At 74.7% G+C, this 16,540-nt stretch carries 15 protein-coding genes; 6 read left to right on the top strand and 9 right to left on the bottom strand.

The window, feature by feature from the left end:
• The first annotated feature begins 79 nt into the window (after positions 1-79).
• On the top strand, positions 80-1,201 hold the full coding sequence (locus NQU55_RS31085) for an MBL fold metallo-hydrolase (protein ID WP_168093222.1): 1,122 nt from the start codon (positions 80-82) through the stop codon (positions 1,199-1,201).
• On the opposite strand, the gene NQU55_RS31090 is transcribed toward NQU55_RS31085, so the two are convergent.
• Positions 1,182-1,715 carry a GNAT family N-acetyltransferase gene (locus tag NQU55_RS31090; protein WP_168093221.1) on the bottom strand — a complete coding sequence of 178 codons (534 nt, stop codon included), beginning with the start codon at positions 1,713-1,715 and terminating at the stop codon, positions 1,182-1,184. The two genes, NQU55_RS31085 and NQU55_RS31090, sit on opposite strands and share 20 nt — an antisense overlap.
• Positions 1,716-1,812: 97 nt before the next feature.
• Positions 1,813-2,385, bottom strand: a complete 573-nt coding sequence (locus tag NQU55_RS31095) for a TIGR03086 family metal-binding protein (RefSeq protein ID WP_168093220.1) — start codon at positions 2,383-2,385, stop codon at positions 1,813-1,815.
• A gap of 138 nt (positions 2,386-2,523) precedes the next feature.
• Between NQU55_RS31095 and NQU55_RS31100 the strand changes: the two genes are divergently transcribed.
• From NQU55_RS31100 to NQU55_RS31115, 4 genes are all read left to right on the top strand, one after another.
• Entirely contained in the window at positions 2,524-4,041 is a 1,518-nt protein-coding gene (locus NQU55_RS31100) for a bifunctional phosphatase PAP2/diacylglycerol kinase family protein (protein WP_168093219.1), read from the top strand.
• A gap of 50 nt (positions 4,042-4,091) precedes the next feature.
• Positions 4,092-4,904 (top strand): methyltransferase domain-containing protein, encoded by an 813-nt coding sequence (locus NQU55_RS31105; RefSeq protein WP_168093218.1) that lies wholly within the window; start codon positions 4,092-4,094, stop codon positions 4,902-4,904.
• Between the two features lie 42 nt (positions 4,905-4,946).
• On the top strand, positions 4,947-5,297 hold the full coding sequence (locus tag NQU55_RS31110; protein WP_168093217.1) for a VOC family protein: 351 nt from the start codon (positions 4,947-4,949) through the stop codon (positions 5,295-5,297).
• A gap of 138 nt (positions 5,298-5,435) precedes the next feature.
• Positions 5,436-5,966: a hypothetical protein gene (locus NQU55_RS31115; RefSeq protein WP_168093216.1), complete on the top strand. Its 531-nt coding sequence runs from the start codon at positions 5,436-5,438 to the stop codon at positions 5,964-5,966.
• A 171-nt stretch (positions 5,967-6,137) separates the two neighbouring features.
• Here the strand turns inward: NQU55_RS31115 and NQU55_RS31120 are convergent, their stop codons facing one another.
• Positions 6,138-6,938 (bottom strand): helix-turn-helix transcriptional regulator, encoded by an 801-nt coding sequence (locus NQU55_RS31120; RefSeq protein ID WP_168093215.1) that lies wholly within the window; start codon positions 6,936-6,938, stop codon positions 6,138-6,140.
• A gap of 59 nt (positions 6,939-6,997) precedes the next feature.
• Positions 6,998-8,797: a hydroxysqualene dehydroxylase gene (locus NQU55_RS31125; protein ID WP_168093214.1), complete on the bottom strand. Its 1,800-nt coding sequence runs from the start codon at positions 8,795-8,797 to the stop codon at positions 6,998-7,000.
• Positions 8,798-9,102: 305 nt separating this feature from the next.
• Here NQU55_RS31125 and NQU55_RS31130 point away from each other — a divergent pair, with 305 nt between their 5' ends.
• On the top strand, positions 9,103-9,408 hold the full coding sequence (locus NQU55_RS31130; protein WP_168093213.1) for a 4a-hydroxytetrahydrobiopterin dehydratase: 306 nt from the start codon (positions 9,103-9,105) through the stop codon (positions 9,406-9,408).
• 34 nt (positions 9,409-9,442) lie between these two features.
• Here NQU55_RS31130 and NQU55_RS31135 read toward each other — a convergent pair whose 3' ends face one another.
• The 5 genes from NQU55_RS31135 to NQU55_RS31155 form a co-directional block, all read right to left on the bottom strand.
• Entirely contained in the window at positions 9,443-10,843 is a 1,401-nt protein-coding gene (locus tag NQU55_RS31135) for a cryptochrome/photolyase family protein (RefSeq protein WP_256791566.1), read from the bottom strand.
• Between the two features lie 108 nt (positions 10,844-10,951).
• Positions 10,952-12,142 carry a DUF1266 domain-containing protein gene (locus tag NQU55_RS31140; RefSeq protein ID WP_168093211.1) on the bottom strand — a complete coding sequence of 397 codons (1,191 nt, stop codon included), beginning with the start codon at positions 12,140-12,142 and terminating at the stop codon, positions 10,952-10,954.
• Between the two features lie 99 nt (positions 12,143-12,241).
• Positions 12,242-13,039 (bottom strand): aldo/keto reductase, encoded by a 798-nt coding sequence (locus tag NQU55_RS31145; protein WP_168093224.1) that lies wholly within the window; start codon positions 13,037-13,039, stop codon positions 12,242-12,244.
• Between the two features lie 198 nt (positions 13,040-13,237).
• On the bottom strand, positions 13,238-15,064 hold the full coding sequence (locus tag NQU55_RS31150; protein ID WP_256791573.1) for an AMP-dependent synthetase/ligase: 1,827 nt from the start codon (positions 15,062-15,064) through the stop codon (positions 13,238-13,240).
• A 510-nt stretch (positions 15,065-15,574) separates the two neighbouring features.
• Positions 15,575-16,438 carry a LysR substrate-binding domain-containing protein gene (locus NQU55_RS31155; RefSeq protein ID WP_168092053.1) on the bottom strand — a complete coding sequence of 288 codons (864 nt, stop codon included), beginning with the start codon at positions 16,436-16,438 and terminating at the stop codon, positions 15,575-15,577.
• Between the last annotated feature and the right edge of the window lie 102 nt (positions 16,439-16,540).

The raw sequence follows: 16,540 nt of genomic DNA on the forward strand, positions 1-16,540 counted from the left end.
GCCGGTCGTGCGGGACCCGGCGCACGCCGCGCCGGACACGCCGCACCGCCCCGGTTCCCCAGCGATTGGAGCCCCCTCGATGACCGAACAGACCGAGCGCCCTCTCGCCGAGCCGCGCCCGCTCGGTGAGATCCGCATCTGGCCCAGGTCGTTCGCCGACCGCCTCACCGCGCCCCTGCCCGGCGTGCGCGCCCTCGCCCGGCTGGCCCGCGAGGGGCGGCTGCGGCCCGGCGCCGAGGCCCTGCGGGAGATCGCCGCGCTGCCGGTCGAGCCCGGTCCGCTGCCGGTCACCGACGCCTACACCACCGCGGTCACCTGGGCCGGGCACGCCAGCTGGGTCGTGCGCACCGGCGGTCTGACCGTGCTCACCGACCCCGTCTGGTCGCGCAGGATCCTCGGCACGCCGCCCCGGCTCACCCCGGTCGGGGTCCGCTGGCAGGACCTGCCGCGGATCGACGCGGTCGTCATCAGCCACAACCACTACGACCACCTCGACGCGCCCACCCTCAAACGGCTGCCCCGCCACACCCCGCTGCTCCTGCCGGCCGGGCTGGCCCGCTGGGCCCGGCGGCGCCGCTTCACGCACGTCACCGAGCTCGACTGGTGGGAGGCCGTCGAACTGCCCGGCCCGGCCGGCCCCGTCCGCTTCGACTTCGTCCCGGCCCACCACTGGAGCAAGCGCACCCTGACCGACACCTGCCGCTCGCTGTGGGGCGGCTGGGTGATGACCGCCCCCAGCGGGCAGCGCGTCTACTTCGCGGGCGACACCGGCTACGGCCACTGGTTCGAGCGCATCGGCCGCCGCTACGACGGCATCGACCTCGCCCTGCTGCCGATCGGCGCGTACGACCCGCGCTGGATGCTGGGCACGGTCCACACCGACCCCGAGGAGGCCGTCACCGCCTGCCAGGACCTGGGCGCCCGGGCCATGGCCCCCATGCACTGGTCGACCTTCATCCTCTCGGCCGAGCCGCCGCTGGAGCCCCTGCGCCGCGTCCGCGCCGCCTGGGAGGCGACGGGCCGCCCGCGCGAGGACCTGTGGGACCTGCCCGTCGGCGGGTCCCGCGTCCTTCCCGGGGCCCGCACCCTTCCCGGGTGGCCGGGCCCGGCGCCCTCCTCCCGGAGCGCCCTGCCCCTGACCCTGCCCGGCAGCGACCCGGCCGGAGGCGCGCACGGAGGTCCTACGGCCGCGCCTCGATGACGTGGACGCAGACCGGCACGCCGTACTGCGGGTGCGTCGTCTCCCGGTCGTGGCGCATCCCCAGCTTGCGCATGACCGCCGCGGGGGCCTCGTGGCCGGTGCGGTGCACGCCGACGACCCGGGCGAGCCCGCGGTCGCGGAACGCGAAGTCCAGGACGGCGCGCGCCGCCTCGGTCGCCAGGCCGTCGTCCCAGAACGGGCGGCCGAGCCGCCAGCCGATCTCCACGGCCGGGCGCAGCTCGGGCAGTTCGGCGGGCACGGACAGGCCCGCGAAGCCGGCCAGCCGCCGCGACCGGCGCACTTCGACGGCGAAGAGGCCCACGCCGTGCTCCTCCCACCCCTGTTCCCACGCCGCGACGGCGGCCGCGGTCCGTTCCCGGTCGTGCACCGAGCCGTCGCCCGTCCAGCGCATCACTTCGGGGTCGGCGTTGACGGCGGCCATCGGCTCGATGTCGTCCGTGCGCCAGCGGCGCAGGGTGAGGCGGGGCGTGAGGAGCGTGAGTGGGGAGGCCATGGCGGCATCCTGCCCAGCGCGGTGCCGATTACCCGGACCCTGCCGGTCGGCCGTCCGGGTCCGAAGAGCCGCCGGCGGCCCGGGAGAGGGGACGTCCTCAGACCCGGCGCCCGAGCTGCGCGAGCAGCACGGTCTGCGCGTCGGCGCCGGCCGGCGGCTCCACCGGCTCGGCGAACAGGCCCGTACCCGCCAGGCTGTCGATGTACGGCTCCACTTCGCGCCGCGTGAGCTCCACCAGCGGCCCGGGCAGATGCTCGTCCGCGCCGATCGCCCGGGCCAGGTCCCACGCGTGCACGACCGCGTCCGCCGTCATCTGCGAGCAGTACCCGCGGGTGTCGGACGGCCCGGAGGACAGCTCCACCGTCCGCTCCAGGGCCCCGGGCGCCGCGAACGCCTCGCGCGCGGCGTCCGCGGCCGCGTCCCAGACGGCCACCGGGTCGTCCCCCAGCTGATCGCCGTCCAGCGCGTCACCGACATCGTCGATGGACCGGCCCTCCAGCAGCGGCGGCACCCACAGCTGCTCCACGGCCAGATGGTTGACGAGGTCGCGCACGGACCACTCGGTGCAGGGCGTCGGTTCGTCCCACTGGCCGGGGCGGACGGCGTGCACGCGCTCGGTGAACAGCGCGAGCGCTTCGTGGTGCCGCTTGAGCAGCGTCGCATCGGTCATGGGCCCATTGTCGGCGCGCGGCGCCCCGGGCGCCCGCCCGGCGGGGCCGGACCGTGCGTCCGGGTGGCGGGTCCGAGCGGTGGGCCCGAGCGGTGGGTCCGGCGGCGTCGGACCCCGCCGGCGGGGTACACGTGGGCCATGCGGAAGATCGTGAGTTCCTGGGACCGGGCGGCGTTCCTCGCGGTGGCGGCCCGGCACTGGCCCGGCGGCGACCGCGTCCTGCCCCGCCTGTCGCGCAGCGCCGACCACGGGCTGCTGTGGTTCGGCGTGGCGGCGGGCGCGGCCCTGGCAGGCGGGCGGCCCGCGCGCCGCGCCGCCCTGCGCGGGGTGGCGTCGCTGGCCGTCGCCTCGGCGACCGTGAACACGGTGGGCAAGCGGTCGGTGCGGCGGCTGCGCCCGGTGCTGGACGCGGTGCCGCTCGTCCGGCAGCTGTCCCGGCAGCCCTTCACGACGTCGTTCCCCTCGGGGCACTCGGCGTCGGCGGTCGCCTTCACGACGGGCGTCGCGCTGGAGAACCCGGCGTGGGGGCTGGCCCTCGCGCCGGTGGCGGCCTCGGTGTGCTTCTCCCGCGTCTACACCGGTGTCCACTATCCGGGTGACGTGCTGGCGGGGGCGGCGCTGGGCGCGGGTGCCGCGTTCGCCGTGCGCGGCATCGCGCCCACCCGCGCCCAGCTGGCACCCCCGGCCCGGCCGCGGGCGGACGCCCCGGCCCTGCCGCGCGGCGAGGGGCTGGTGGTGGTCGTCAACGCCGGGTCCGGGCAGCGGGCGGCGGGGGTGCGCACGGATCCGGTGCAGGAGGTGCGCTCGGCGCTGCCGCTCGCGGAGGTCACCGGGTATGGCCAGGACGGCGGGGACGGGGAAGGGGACCTCGGGAAGGCGCTGGAGTCGGCGGCGCTCCGGGCCCGGGAACTGGACGGCGCCCTCGGCGTGTTCGGCGGCGACGGCACCGTCAACGCGGCGGCGGCCGTGGCCCGGCGCCACCGGCTGCCGCTCGCGGTCCTGCCCGGCGGCACGTACAACCACTTCGCCTACGACCTGGGCATCGAGTCCCTCGCCGACGCCTGCCGGGCCGTGGAGGCCGGGGAGGCCGTCGCGGTCGACATGGTGCGGATGTGCGCGGGCGACGGCGAGGAGGCGGGCTGGTTCCTCAACACCTTCAGCATCGGCGCGTACCCGGAGCTGGTGCGCGTGCGCGAGCGCTGGGCGCCGCGCACCGGGGCCTGGCCCGCGGGCGTGCTGGCGGCGGTGCACGTGCTGCGCACGGCGCGGCCGCTCCGGCTGGAGGTGGACGGCAGGCGGCGCCGGCTGTGGATGCTGTTCGCGGGCAACTGCACCTACCGCGGGCTGGGTCTGGCGCCGGTGCGGCGGCACGACCTGGCGGACGGCGTGCTGGACGTCCGCACGGTCTCGGGCGGCCCCCTGGCCCGTACGCGCCTGCTCGCCGCGGCGCTGGGCGGCAGCCTGAAGCACTCGCCGGTGCTCAGGACGGCCCGGGTGCGCAGCCTGCGGATCAGCGGCATCCGGCGGGGGACGCACCTGGCGTACGACGGTGAAATCGCGCCCGCGCCGGCGGAGTTGACGTTGCGGAAGGAGAACGAGGCGCTGGTGGTGTACCGCCTGCCGACGGAATGGGACCTCAGGGGACGCGGCGTCTGAAATATGAGACGCCACTCTCGCAATCCGAGACGACTGTCTACGGTGCCGTCATGGCTGATGACGAAACCACCGTGTACACCCATGGCCACCACGAGTCGGTCCTGCGCTCGCACACCTGGCGCACGGCCGCCAACTCCGCCGCGTACCTGCTGCCGGAGCTGGAACCGCACCTGGAGATCCTCGACGTCGGCTGCGGACCGGGCACCATCACCGCCGACCTGGCCGCCCTGGTCCCGCAGGGCCGGGTCACCGGCCTGGACGCCGCCGAGGAGGTGCTCGGCGCGGCCCGCGCGACGGCCGCCGCCCGCGGGCTGACCAACGCCGCCTTCACGACCGGCGACGTCCTGGCCCTGGACTTCCCCGACGGGTCCTTCGACGTCGTCCACGCCCACCAGGTGCTCCAGCACGTCGGCGACCCCGTGCGCGCGCTGCGCGAGATGCGCCGCGTCTGCCGCCCCGGCGGGCTCGTCGCCGTCCGCGACGCGGACTACTCCGCCATGACCTGGTACCCCGCCGTCCCCGGCCTGGACGACTGGCGGGACCTCTACCGGCGCGTCGCCCGCGCCGCCGGCGGCGAGCCCGACGCCGGGCGCCGCCTGCTGTCCTGGGCCCGGCAGGCGGGCTTCACCGACGTGACGGCCACGGCGAGCGCCTGGTGCTACGCCACCGAAGAGGAACGCTCCTGGTGGAGCGAACTGTGGGCGGACCGCACGACCGCCTCCGCGTACGCCCGGCTCGCCGTCGACGGCGGACACGCCGACCGGGCCCGCCTCGACCGCACGGCCGCCGCCTGGCGGGAATGGGGCCGCCACGAGGACGCCTGGTTCGCCGTACTGAACAGCGAACTCCTGTGCCGCGCCTGAACCGCCCCGCACCGTGCCGTGCGGCCAACTAGCCTTGCTCCCATGAACATTCTGGGGACCTCGCTACGGGTGTGCGTCGATGATCTGGACCACGCAATCGGTGTCTACGAACGCCTGACCGGTGCCGAAGCGCTGCGCTTCCACCGCGGCGGCGTCGCGGTGGCCGCGGTCGGCTGCTTCTTCCTCATGAGCGGACCGGAGAAGGAGCTGTCCATCCTGCGCAAGATCACCGCCACGATCGCGGTGACGGACGTCGAGGAGGCCCTGGGCGACCTGGAGTCGGTAGGCGCCCAGATCATCGCCGGCCCGGTACCCACCCCGATCGGCCGCAACCTGGTGGCCCGCCACCCGGACGGCTCGGTCTTCGAATACGTCGACCGCAAACAGGGCTGAACGGGACGCCTCGCGGCTGTGCTCTTGCGGGTGGCATCCACGGAGCCACCCGCAGTACAGTGGCCGGCCCCTTGCGCACAGAGCCGCGACGAAGGGCGGAATTCCGAGAAGTGTCGAGTCCCGAAGGGTGGCGGATCGGTGATGCGACCCGGCGGGGGTGAACGCCTCGTCGATCTGGTGGATTCCATGATCAAGGGCTTCATCACGGTGGAGCGCGCCAGAGGCATCGAAGCCGAGGTTCCCGGTGTCGGCGACGCGATCGCCGGCTGGATCCGGGAGTCGGCGGCTGCTCAGGATTGGCGCAGAGTGGAGAGGCTCGCCAACTTGGCCGCTCCGCTGCAGGCGCCCGGCCTCGGCGATGTCCTGTGCGACCTCCTCGATGCGGAGATCGCCGAACTGAACAACGAGGACGTGGTGGACATCCTCGGAGAGATCCGAGCGGCCGGTGCAGCCGGCAGCATCTTCAGGCTGGTGGAGCGTTCGATCGGCTCGGACGCCCCGGCTTACTGGCTCTGCCAGAAAGCGATCCTCTCGTTGAGCGAGCTCGAAACGAACGAAGCCGAAGGGTACCTGCGCGCGATGACGGATCCGGCGTGGCCCGATCCCATCCGATGGCACGCGGCTGTCGCCTTGATGATCGAGGAGTCGCTGGGCCTTAAAGAGGAGTAGGCGGGAGCGCCCCCTTACCTCGCAAGTAATCGCGCTTCCCCCGCCGCACCCGGCATCGTGAGGGGCACGTCCTCCCGGGCCGGCGCACTCCGGTCCGGGAGGGGCGGGGGTCCTCTCGACGCCCGATCGCGGCGGCCCGGGAGCGGTTTTCCGGGTTCGAGCCGCGGCCGGTCACGGCAGCAGGGTGGTCAGGAGGCGCGCGGTCTCCGGGTCTGCCGGCAGGAACGTTTCTACCGCCAGTTCCGAGACCGTCACGTCCATCGGCGTGTTGAACGTCGCGATGGTCGACACGAAGGACAGGGTGCGGCCCGCGTGGTCGAGCACCATGGGGAGGGCGAAGGGGACTTCGCCCTCCTGCCGGGCCCGCTCCCGGCCGGAGTCGGGGACGGGGTAGGCGCTGACCTCGTCGTGGAGGGCGCGCAGGGCGGGGGAGCGCATCAGGGCCAGCCGGCGCTCCATCTGGTGCAGCAGGTGCGCGCGCCACTCGTGGTAGTTGCGGATGCGGGGCGCCAGGCCCGCGGGGTGCATGGTCAGGCGCATGGCGTTCAGCGGGGGCACGAGGAGGGAGGGGGCGACGCCGTCCAGGAGCGCCGCGATGCCCCGGTTGGCGGCCAGTACCTCGTACGTGCCGTTGACCACGAGCGCCGGGAACGGCTCGTAGCTCGTCAGCAGCCGTTCCAGGCCCTCGCGCAGCCCGCCCATGGCCGGGTCGTCCAGCGGCCGCTCCGGATAGGCCGGGGCGTAACCCGCGGCGACGAGAAGGGTGTTGCGCTCCCGGACGGGCACGTCGAGGTGGTCCGCGAGGCGCAGGACCATCTCCTGGCTGGGCCGGGAGCGGCCGGTCTCGATGAAGCTGATGTGCCGGGCGGAGGAGTCGGCGCGCAGGGCGAGCTCCAGCTGGCTGATCCGGCGCCGCTCCCGCCACTCCCGCAGCAGCGGACCCACCCCGGGGACGTCCACGACAGTCGTCATGCCCCGACCGTAACGCGCCGTCCCCGGGGCGTTTCACCCCGGTGGGGTCACCCGGCCGGTCACCCCAGGTCGAGCGCGTTGGGCAGCCCCATCCGGTAGCGGATCGCGTCCTCGGTCTTGAACAGTTCGAGCTCCGGGGCCCGGTAGAGCGGGGTGATGGTGCACCGCGCCGCCCGCGAACCCGTCTCGTCCAGCAGGGCGTTGACCGCGGCCCGCGCCGCGGCGTTCGCGCCCTCCATGGTCGCGAGGTCGATGTCGGTGGCCACGTAGTCCCCGCACAGGAAGAGGTTGGGGATCGCCGTGCGCGCCGAGGGGCGGTTGTACCAGGTGCCGGCGGGGTGGACGAGGAGCTGTTCGTCGTTGACCGGGCGGGGGCCGCCGATCTCCACGGCCGGGTCCAGGAACCAGGAGTGGATCTTCGCGTCGCTCAGGACCGTGCGCCCGGTGTCGTTGAGCCCGGCCTTCATCTGCGCCCACACCTCGCGCGCGACCTCCTCGCGCGTGCACTGCTTGGCGGTCTTGCCGTAGAGGATGCCGGGCTTGTCCCACTCGGAGACGTCCACCGACAGGCAGTCCGCGACCGCACCGTCCCCGTAGTCGGCGCGGAAGTCACGCCCCGACCAGTACTGCGCCTGCCCGACGGAGGTGATCGACCAGGGGGAGTCGATGTGGTTGACGTGGCCGTGCAGGACGGGCGTGGGCTCCGTCAGATAGAACTGGATGCCCGTCATCCAGTCCGTCTGCAGCTTGTCGCAGCGCGCGAGCTGCGGGTCGGCCGCCCGCACCTGGGCGTTCCAGGTGGTGCGGGCGTGCTCGACGGGCATCGCCGAGACGAAGTGGTCGGCGGTCACGGACTGCTTGGCGCCGGAGGCGTCCTGTACGACCGCCTCGGTGATCCGGCCGCGCGCGATCCGCAGGTCCCGTACGGCCCAGCCGATCCGGAACGTCACGCCCAGGGAGCGGAGGTGGGCGACCCACGGGTCGATCCACGCCTCGTTGGTCGGGGCGTTGAGCACCCGGTCCGGCTCGCCGTCCGCGCCCCGCCCCAGGGCGTTGAAGAGGAACGCCTCGATGCACGTCGACACCGTCTTGGTGCTGGCCACCTCGGCCTTGGTGGCCACGATGTTGCGGGTGATGCCGATGGCCAGCAGCCGCTGGTAGTTCGGGGACATCTTCGCGGCGCGGATGAACTCCCACCACGGCACCCGCTCCCACGCACCCGTCCGCCGCGCGTCGCAGCTGGTGAGCCAGACGAGCAGCCTGCTCGCGAAGTAGACCGTCTCGTGGACGGGGATGTTGCCGAAGGCGTCGAGGAAGCCGGCCAGCGCGCGGCGCAGGGCGTCCGGGGTGAGCAGCGGCGGCGGCTTGCCGACCGTGCGGAACGGCAGCCGGATGTCCTCGTGGCCGGTGCGGGCCAGCATCACCTCGGTCGAGGCCACGATGTTGTCGTGGCAGCCGTTGGGGTTGCCGGGGAAGGGGATGCGGCGCATGGTGTCCGGCAGGTTCTGGTAGAAGCCGGGGAAGAAGCGGAAGCCGTGCTCGCCGGGCAGGGCCTTGCGGCCGCCCCGCGCGCTGCCGGGCACGTCCATGCTGCGGGCCTTGCCGCCGGGCGCCTTCTTCTCGTACACGGTCACCTGGAAGCCGCGCTCGGCGAGTTCGTGCGCGGCCGTGAGCCCCGCGACGCCGCCGCCGAGGACCGCGACGCTCGGGCCGGCGCCGGATCTGCCGCCGCCCGCCCCGGCCGGTCTGGCGCGCGGGGCCGCTTCCGCCCGCCCGCCGAGCGCGGCCGTGCCGGCCGTCGCCGCGACGGCCGCCGCTCCGCCGATGAAGTTCCTGCGTGTGCTGCCCGTACCGTCCATGCCCAGCTCCTGCCGCCGGTGGCGCGTCACGTCCGGCGCAGGAGCATAGGAGCGGCACGTCGTACCCGGTAGTACGCGTCCGACTCACCGTGCGCCGCGGCGCACATTGGCGCGAAAGCACCCCTGCCCCGTGGGACGCTTGAGTCACCGGCCCCCGGCGCGGGCACACCCCGGGCAACCACGGCAACCACTACGGAACCCGCCACTGAGCCCGCCACGGAACCCGCCACTGAGCCCGCACCTGAACCCGCACCTGAACCCGCCACGGCACACCCCACGGCACCCACCCCCACGAAGGGACAGTCATGGCCGTCGAACCGCTCTCGCAGAAGGACGTCGAGGAGCGCCTCCAGGAGCTGCCCGGCTGGACCACGGACGGCGAACGCATCAGCCGCACCTACCGCTTCGACGGGCACTTCCAGGCCGCCGCCATGGTGATCCACATCGCGCAGATCCAGGAGGAGCTGGGACACCACTCGGATGCGACCCTGGGCTACAACACCGTGTCGCTGAGCGTGAACACGCACAGCGCGGGCGGCAAGGTCACCGGCCTGGACGTCGAGCTGGCCCGCCGTATCGAGGCCGTCGCCCCGGGACACGGCGGGCGCTGACCGCGCCCCGGCCCCGGCGTGCGCCGACCCCCGTTCAGGTGAGCCCGCGCGCCCGCCGGAACCGGGCCAGGCCCTCCTCCAGGGAGACGACCGGCTCCGGGTAGTCCAGGCGCTCCCGCTCCCGGGCCGGCAGCCGCCACGGCCGGTGGACGGCCCGGCCGGGCACGCCGGCCAGCTCGGGCACCCAGCGCCGCACGTAGGCGCCGTCGGGATCGAAGCGGTCGGCCTGGGCCAGCGGGTTGAGGACCCGGTGGGGGCGGGTGTCGCTGCCGGTGCCCGCCACCCACTGCCAGTTGAGCTGGTTGTCGGCCACGTCGCCGTCCACGAGCAGGTCCAGGAAGTGCCGGGCGCCGTCGCGCCAGTCCAGGTAGAGGGTCTTCGTCAGGAAGCTCGCGGCGATCAGCCGGGCCCGGTTGTGCATCCAGCCCTCGTGGGCGAGCTGCCGCATCGCCGCGTCGACGAGCGGATAGCCGGTCAGGCCCGACCGCCACGCGGCGAGCTCCGCGGGCGCCTCGCGCCAGCGGTCGTGCCGGGACCGGTAGTCGCGGCGGGCCGCCTCCGGCCGGGCGGCCAGCATCTGATGGTGGAAATCCCGCCAGGCCAGCTGCCGTACGAACGCCTCGGCGCCCGCGCAGCCCCCGGCGGCGCGCTCCCGGGCCGACGCGACGAGCTCCACCGGCGAGAGGCTGCCGAAGTGGAGATGGGGGGACAGGCGTGAGGTCGCGTCCCCCGCGAGGTCGTCGTGGCGGTCGGCGTAGCGCGCGAGCCCGCCGCGCCGCCAGGCGGCGAGCCGGCGGCGCCCCTCGGCCTCTCCGCCGCGGGCCAGCCCGGGCGACGCCGTGCCCCGGGCCAGGGCGGCCGCCGCGGGCAGCGGCTCCGACTCCGGTTCCGGCTCCGACTCCGGCTCCGACTCCGTCCCGGGAAGGCGGACCGAGCGCGGGGCGGGCAGCACCGGCCGCAGCGGCTCGGCCGACCAGCGGCGGAAGTACGGGGTGAACACCGCGTAGTGGTCCTTGCCGGCGGGCAGAACGGCACCGGGCGGCACCGCCGTGACCACCGCGTCGTGCACCCGCAGCTGCCGCCCGTCCGCCTCCAGAGCCGATCGCAGCCGCTCCTCGCGGCGCAGGGCGTACGCGCTCACGCCCGCGGCGACGTGCACCTCGCCCGCGCCGGTGGCGGCGGCCAGCGCGCAGGTCTCCGCCACGACCTCGCCGCTGCGCACCACGAGCCGCCCGCCGCGGGCCCGCAGTCCCTCGTCGAGCGCGGCGAGGCAGTCGGCCAGGAACGCGGCGCGGTTGGGCACGGCGAAGCCGGCGGCGGCGATGCCCGAGTCGACGACGAACAGCGGGACGACGTGCGGCGCGCTGCGCAGGGCCGCGGTGAGCACGGGGTTGTCGTGCAGCCGCAGATCGGAGGTGAACAGGACGACGGACACACCGGCGTCCCGGCCCACCGCGCCGCCCCGACCTCGACTGCCACGCCCGTCCGCACCCATCCCGTGATTGTCCGCCTGCCGCCCCGCGGGGGCGGGGCGGCAGGGCCGTCACGACCAGGGAATGTTGCGCCAGGGACTGGCCGGGTCGCCGAGGAGCAGGTGGTGTGCCCTCACCGCGGCGTCGTGTCCGGAGGCGGCGGCGCGCGGGTCCCCGGCGCGCGGGTCCCCGGCGCGGGGGTCCCCGGCTCCGGGCCCGAGGGCGGAGCCCAGCAGGAAGCCCGCGGAGAAGGCGGGCCACGACGCGTACGTCCTGCGGGCGGTCTCACCGGCCGTCAGGACGATCCGTTCCGCGTCGGCCGGGGAGCACAGCCGCGCGGAGAGCGCCAGCCGGGCGAGGGTCACCGCGCACGCGAGGCCGTGGGCCGCGGTGGAGACGACGCGCTGACCCGGCTGCAGCACCGCATCGCGCACCAGCTGTTCCTCGGCCGCGGCTATGCGCGTGACGGTGGTGTCCAGCGCTTGGACCTCCGCCGCGGCCGCGGCGCGGTGCGTCAGCACGTGGGTGACCGCCTCCCGCCACTGCCCGGTCGCCGGCGCCCCGTCGGCGGAGTGCTCGGCGAGCCCTTCGCGGGCCCGCAGCGCGAACTCGGCCACCCGGTCCGCCCCGTCCCCGGCGAGCAGCCGCTGCGTCAGGTGCCACCAGCCCGCGGGGTCGGCGATGCCCCACGTGCCGTGCAGGGCGACGCGGTCCTCGTCGTAGTCGCGGTAGACGCCGCCGAGCTCGTTCCAGGGCACGCCGTCGCGCACGGCGAGGGGCGCGCCGCAGGCCAGACCGTGGGCGAGCGGGCCGTGCAGGGGGCCGGTGTACAGGGACAGCAGGAGGCCGGACGTGCGCGGCGGCGCCTCGGCGCAGACCTCCAGCCAGGCCTCGCGGTCCAGCGGGGTGGCCGGGACGACGGCCGCGGACGGGTGCCCGGGATTCACCGCCAGGTGCCACTTGTCGTGCGGCCACTCCAGGGCCAGATCGTCCAGCGCGGTGCGCTGGAAGACCCGGTCGGGGCGCCAGGGCGGCAGCGCGCCGCGGGTGAAGACGGGCAGGCAGCGCTTGCCCGAGGCCGGGTCGCGGTACGGCACGAGCGGTGCGGGCGGCACCAGCCCGTCGGCCTCGGCCCGGCCTTCCTCCATGTACAGCTCGGCCGCCGCGAGGGCGCCGATCTGGCCGCCCCAGTCCCCGTGCGCCGTCGCGGCCTGCAACTGCCCCTCGACATCGGTCGGCGGGGTCCATGGCGCGAAGAACATGGACATGACTTTAAGCGGCCCCGGCGACCCGGCGACCCGGCGGTCCGGCGACCCGGCGGTCCGGGCCGCCCGGCACCGGCACCGTCGCCCCGCAGTGTGCTAGATGTCGAACTCGTCCGGGTCCGGGCCCAGGCGCGTGCCGCTGTCGAGCGCCGCGATCGCCGCGAGGTCCTCGGCGTCGAGGGAGAAGCCGGAGACGTCGATGTTCTCGCGGATGCGGGAGGGCGTCACGGACTTGGGGATCGCCACGTTGCCCAGCTGCAGGTGCCAGCGCAGTACGACCTGCGCCGGGGTGCGGCCGTGCTTCTCCGCGACCCCGGCGATGACGGGGGTGGTGAGCAGGTCCTTGCCCTGGCCCAGCGGCGACCACGCCTCGGTGGTGATGCCGTGGCGCTCGTGGAAGGCGCGGAGCTCGGCCTGGGGCAGGAAGGGGTGGAGCTCGATCTGGTTGACGGCCGGGACCACGGTCGTCTCGGCCAGCAGCCGCTCCAGGTGGGCGGGCTTGAAGTTGGAGACGCCGATCGCCCGGGCGCGGCCGCTCGCGGCGATCTCCTCGAACGTGCGGTAGATGGTGAGGTAGTCGTCGCGGACGGCGCGCGGCCAGTGGATGAGGTACAGGTCGACGTAGTCGAGGCCGAGCCGCTCCAGCGAGGCGTCGAACTCGCGCAGGACGCCCTCGCGCGTCCAGGTCTCGGCGGCGTGGTTCCACAGCTTCGTCGTCACGAACAGCTCGTCGCGCGGGATGCCCGAGCCGGTGAGGGCCTTGCCCGTGCCGGCTTCGTTCTCGTACACCGCCGCCGTGTCGATGCTGCGGTATCCGGCGGCCAGGGCCGTCTCGACGGCGGCCGTGGCCTCGGCGTCGGGGACCTGCCAGACGCCGAAGCCGAGCCGCGGCATCTCGACGCCGTTGTTGAGGGTGACGGTGGCGGGGTAGGCGGAGGAGTCGGAAGGATCAGAGGTGGGCGTCTTGCTCACGGGTGCTCGTTCCTTACGTTCGGAGAAAGCGGTACGTGCTACTCCACTTGTGAACAGATGTAGCTACCACGCTATTCCCCGAGGCCGTCGGCGATTCCGCCCGAGTGGGCCATTCCGCAGTTACCTGCGGTACAACGCGTCGACCTCGCGCGCGTACGCCACCTCGATCGCCTTCCGTCTGAGCTTCAGCGAGGGGGTCAGCAGGCCGTCCTCCTCGGTGAACCGGGCGCTGAGGATCCGGAAGGCCCGGATGGACTCGGCCTGGGAGACGAGGGTGTTCGCGGCCACCACGGCCCGCCGGATCTCGGCCTCCAGGTCCGCGTCGCGCAGCAGCCCGCCGGGGCCCGCGGGCTCCTTGCCGTGCAGGTGCAGCCAGTGTGCGACCGCCTCCTCGTCCAGCGTCACCAGCGCGGCCACGTAGGGGCGGTCGTTGCCCACGACGACGCAGTGGGCGACGAGCGGGTGGGCCCGTACGCGCTCCTCCAGGGCCACCGGCGACAGGCTCTTGCCGCCCGACGTCACCAGGATCTCCTTCTTCCGCCCGGTGATGGTCAGATAGCCGTCCCCGTCCAGCCGCCCCAGGTCGCCCGTCGCGAACCAGCCCTGCTGCAGCACCGCGCCCGTCGCCTTCGCGTCGCCCAGGTAGCCGGTGAACACCTGGCCGCCGCGCAGCCAGATCTCGCCGTCCCCGGCGATGCGCACGGTGGTGCCGGGGACCGGCTGCCCGACCGTGCCGAAGCGGGGCCGCTCGGGCGGGTTGGCGGTCGCGGCGCCGGTCGTCTCCGTCAGCCCGTACCCCTCCAGCACGGTCACGCCCGCGCCCGCGTAGAACAGCCCCAGCCTGCGGTCCATCGCCGAGCCGCCCGACATGGCGTGCCGCACCCGCCCGCCCAGCGCCTCCCGCACCTTGGCGTAGACGAGCCGGTCGAAGACCTGGTGCTGGAGGCGCAGCGCGGCCCCGGGCCCCGAGCCGGTGCCGAACGCCCGGTGCTCCAGCGCCTCCGCGTACCGCACCGCCACGTCGACGGCCCGCTCGAACGGCGCGGCCCGGCCGTCGGCCTCCGCCGCGCGCCGGGCCAGCGCGAAGATCTTCTCCAGGACGTAGGGGACCGCGAGGACGAACGTCGGCCGGAACGCCCGCAGGTCCGGCAGCAGCGCGGCGGCGGTCAGCTGCGGCTGGTGGCCGAGCTTGACCCGCCCGCGCACCGCCGCGACCTGCACCATCCGCCCGAACACATGGGCCAGCGGCAGGAACAGCAGTGTCGCCGCCTCGTCGCCCGGGCGGGAGCGGAAGACCTGCTCGTAGCGCCTGACGACGTTGTCGGCCTCGGCCATGAAGTTGGCGTGGGTCAGCACGCAGCCCTTGGGGCGGCCCGTGGTGCCGGAGGTGTAGACGACGGTGGCGGGTGTCCCCGGGGTGAGCGCCATCCGGTGCCGCTCCACCACCTCGTCGCCGATCCGGGCCCCGGCGGCGCTCAGCGTCTCGACGGCCCCGGCGTCCAGCTGCCACAGGCGGTTCAGCCCCGGCAGCCGGTCGACGACCGAGCCGACCGTCATCGCGTGGTCCCCGTGCTCGACGACGCAGGCCGTCACGCCCGCGTCGTGCAGGATCCAGGAGACCTGCTCGGGGGAGGCCGTCGGGTACAGCGGCACGGGCTGGGCGCCGATCGACCACAGCGCGAAGTCGAAGAGCGTCCACTCGTAGCGCGTACGGGACATGACGGCGACCCGGTCGCCGAACCGCACGCCCTCGGCGAGCAAGCCCTTTGCCAGCGCCAGTACTTCGTCCCGGAACGCGGCCGCCGTCACGTCCCGCCAGCGGCCGTCCGGCCCCTTCCGGCCGAACGCCGCCTGCCCGGGATCCTCCGCGGCGCGGTCGAACACGACGTCCGCCAGGCCTCCGACGGAGTGCGCCGTCACGAGGGGCGGCGCGGTGAACTCGTGCAACGGGCAGGTCTCGCGCAACGGGCAGCTCCTTGTCATGCTCCGCACAGCGCGATGCCCCTACCCGGCTCACCGGGCCCTCAATCCCCCTGAAAGGGTGGCCTGTTGGGGCGGATCCCCTAGCGCGCCCGGAATCCGGACGTGGTCGGATTCCGGACGTGTGGTCGCGCCTGCGGCGGCTTGCTCCGGCTTTCCTCTTCCGCCGTGGCGGCGAGTAACCCCGTACGGCGTATCCGGGCGTATCCGGGCGTATCCGGCGGTGCCGAACGACGTGTCCGGGGTGCCGAAGGCCCGTCCGGCGATGCCGAACGACGTACCCGGGGTTGCCGAAGGCCTGTCCGGCGGTGCCTGACGACGTGCCCGGCGGTGCCTGACGACGTGCCCGGCGGTGCCGAACGACGTGCCCGGCGGGTGCCTGCGACGTGCCCGGCGGTGCCTGCGACGTGCCCGGCGGTGCCTGACGACGTACCCGGCGGTGCCGGGCCGCACCCGGCACCGCCCCGCGCGGCCGCGCTACGCCTGCAGCCGGTCGCCCGCCGCGAGCACGGCCTGCGCCAGCGCCTCCGCGGGCGCTCGTGCCGCGCTGTCCGGCGCGGTGCCGTGCAGCAGCACCACGTCCACCCCGCCGAGCTCCGGCAGGCCGGAGCCGGGAGGGAGGCGGACCAGGCCCGGCGGGATCATGCCCAGGGTGTGCGCCATGACGCCGAGGCCCGCGCGGGCCGCCGCGACCAGGCCATTGAGGCTGCCGCTCGTGCACACCACCCGCCAGGGCCGGCCGCTGCGCTCCAGCACCTCCAGTGCGCGGGCCCGGGTCACGGCGGGCGGCGGGAAGGCGATCAGGGGCAGCGGCCGGTGGGGGTCCAGGTGCAGGCGTTCGCCGCCGATCCACACCAGCCGGTCGCGCCACACGAGCCGGCCGTGCGGTTCGTCGGGGTGGCGCTTGGCGAGCACCAGGTCCAGCCGCCCGGCCGCCAGCCGTCGCTGCAGCGTCTCCGACAGGTCGACGGTCAGCTCCAGGTCCACTTCCGGGTGCTCGCGCCGGAACCCCTCCAGAACCTCGGGCAGCCGGGTCAGCACGAAGTCCTCCGACGCCCCGAACCGCAGCCGCCCGCGCAGCCGGGTGCCGGTGAACCAGTGCGCGGCGCGCTCGTTCGCCTCCAGGATCGTGCGGGCGAAGCCCAGCATGGCCTCGCCGTCCTCGGTCAGCCGCACGCTGTGTGTGTCGCGGGTGAACAACTGCCGCCCGGCCGCCGCCTCCAGCCTGCGGACCTGCTGGCTCACGGTCGACTGCCGGACGCCCAGGCGGACGGCGGCCTGGGTGAAGCTCAGCGTCTGCGCGACGGCCAGGAACGTACGGAGCTGCACGGGCTCGAACACCCGACGAGCCTAGCGCCGTCCGCCCCTGCTTATCGCGATCTGTGATGACAGTCAGAGCAGTAAACGGGGTTCCGGATAGCCGCGCGGAGCGGCAGGCTGGGT

Source organism: Streptomyces telluris, assembly GCF_024519335.1.
Lineage (GTDB): Bacteria > Actinomycetota > Actinomycetes > Streptomycetales > Streptomycetaceae > Streptomyces > Streptomyces telluris.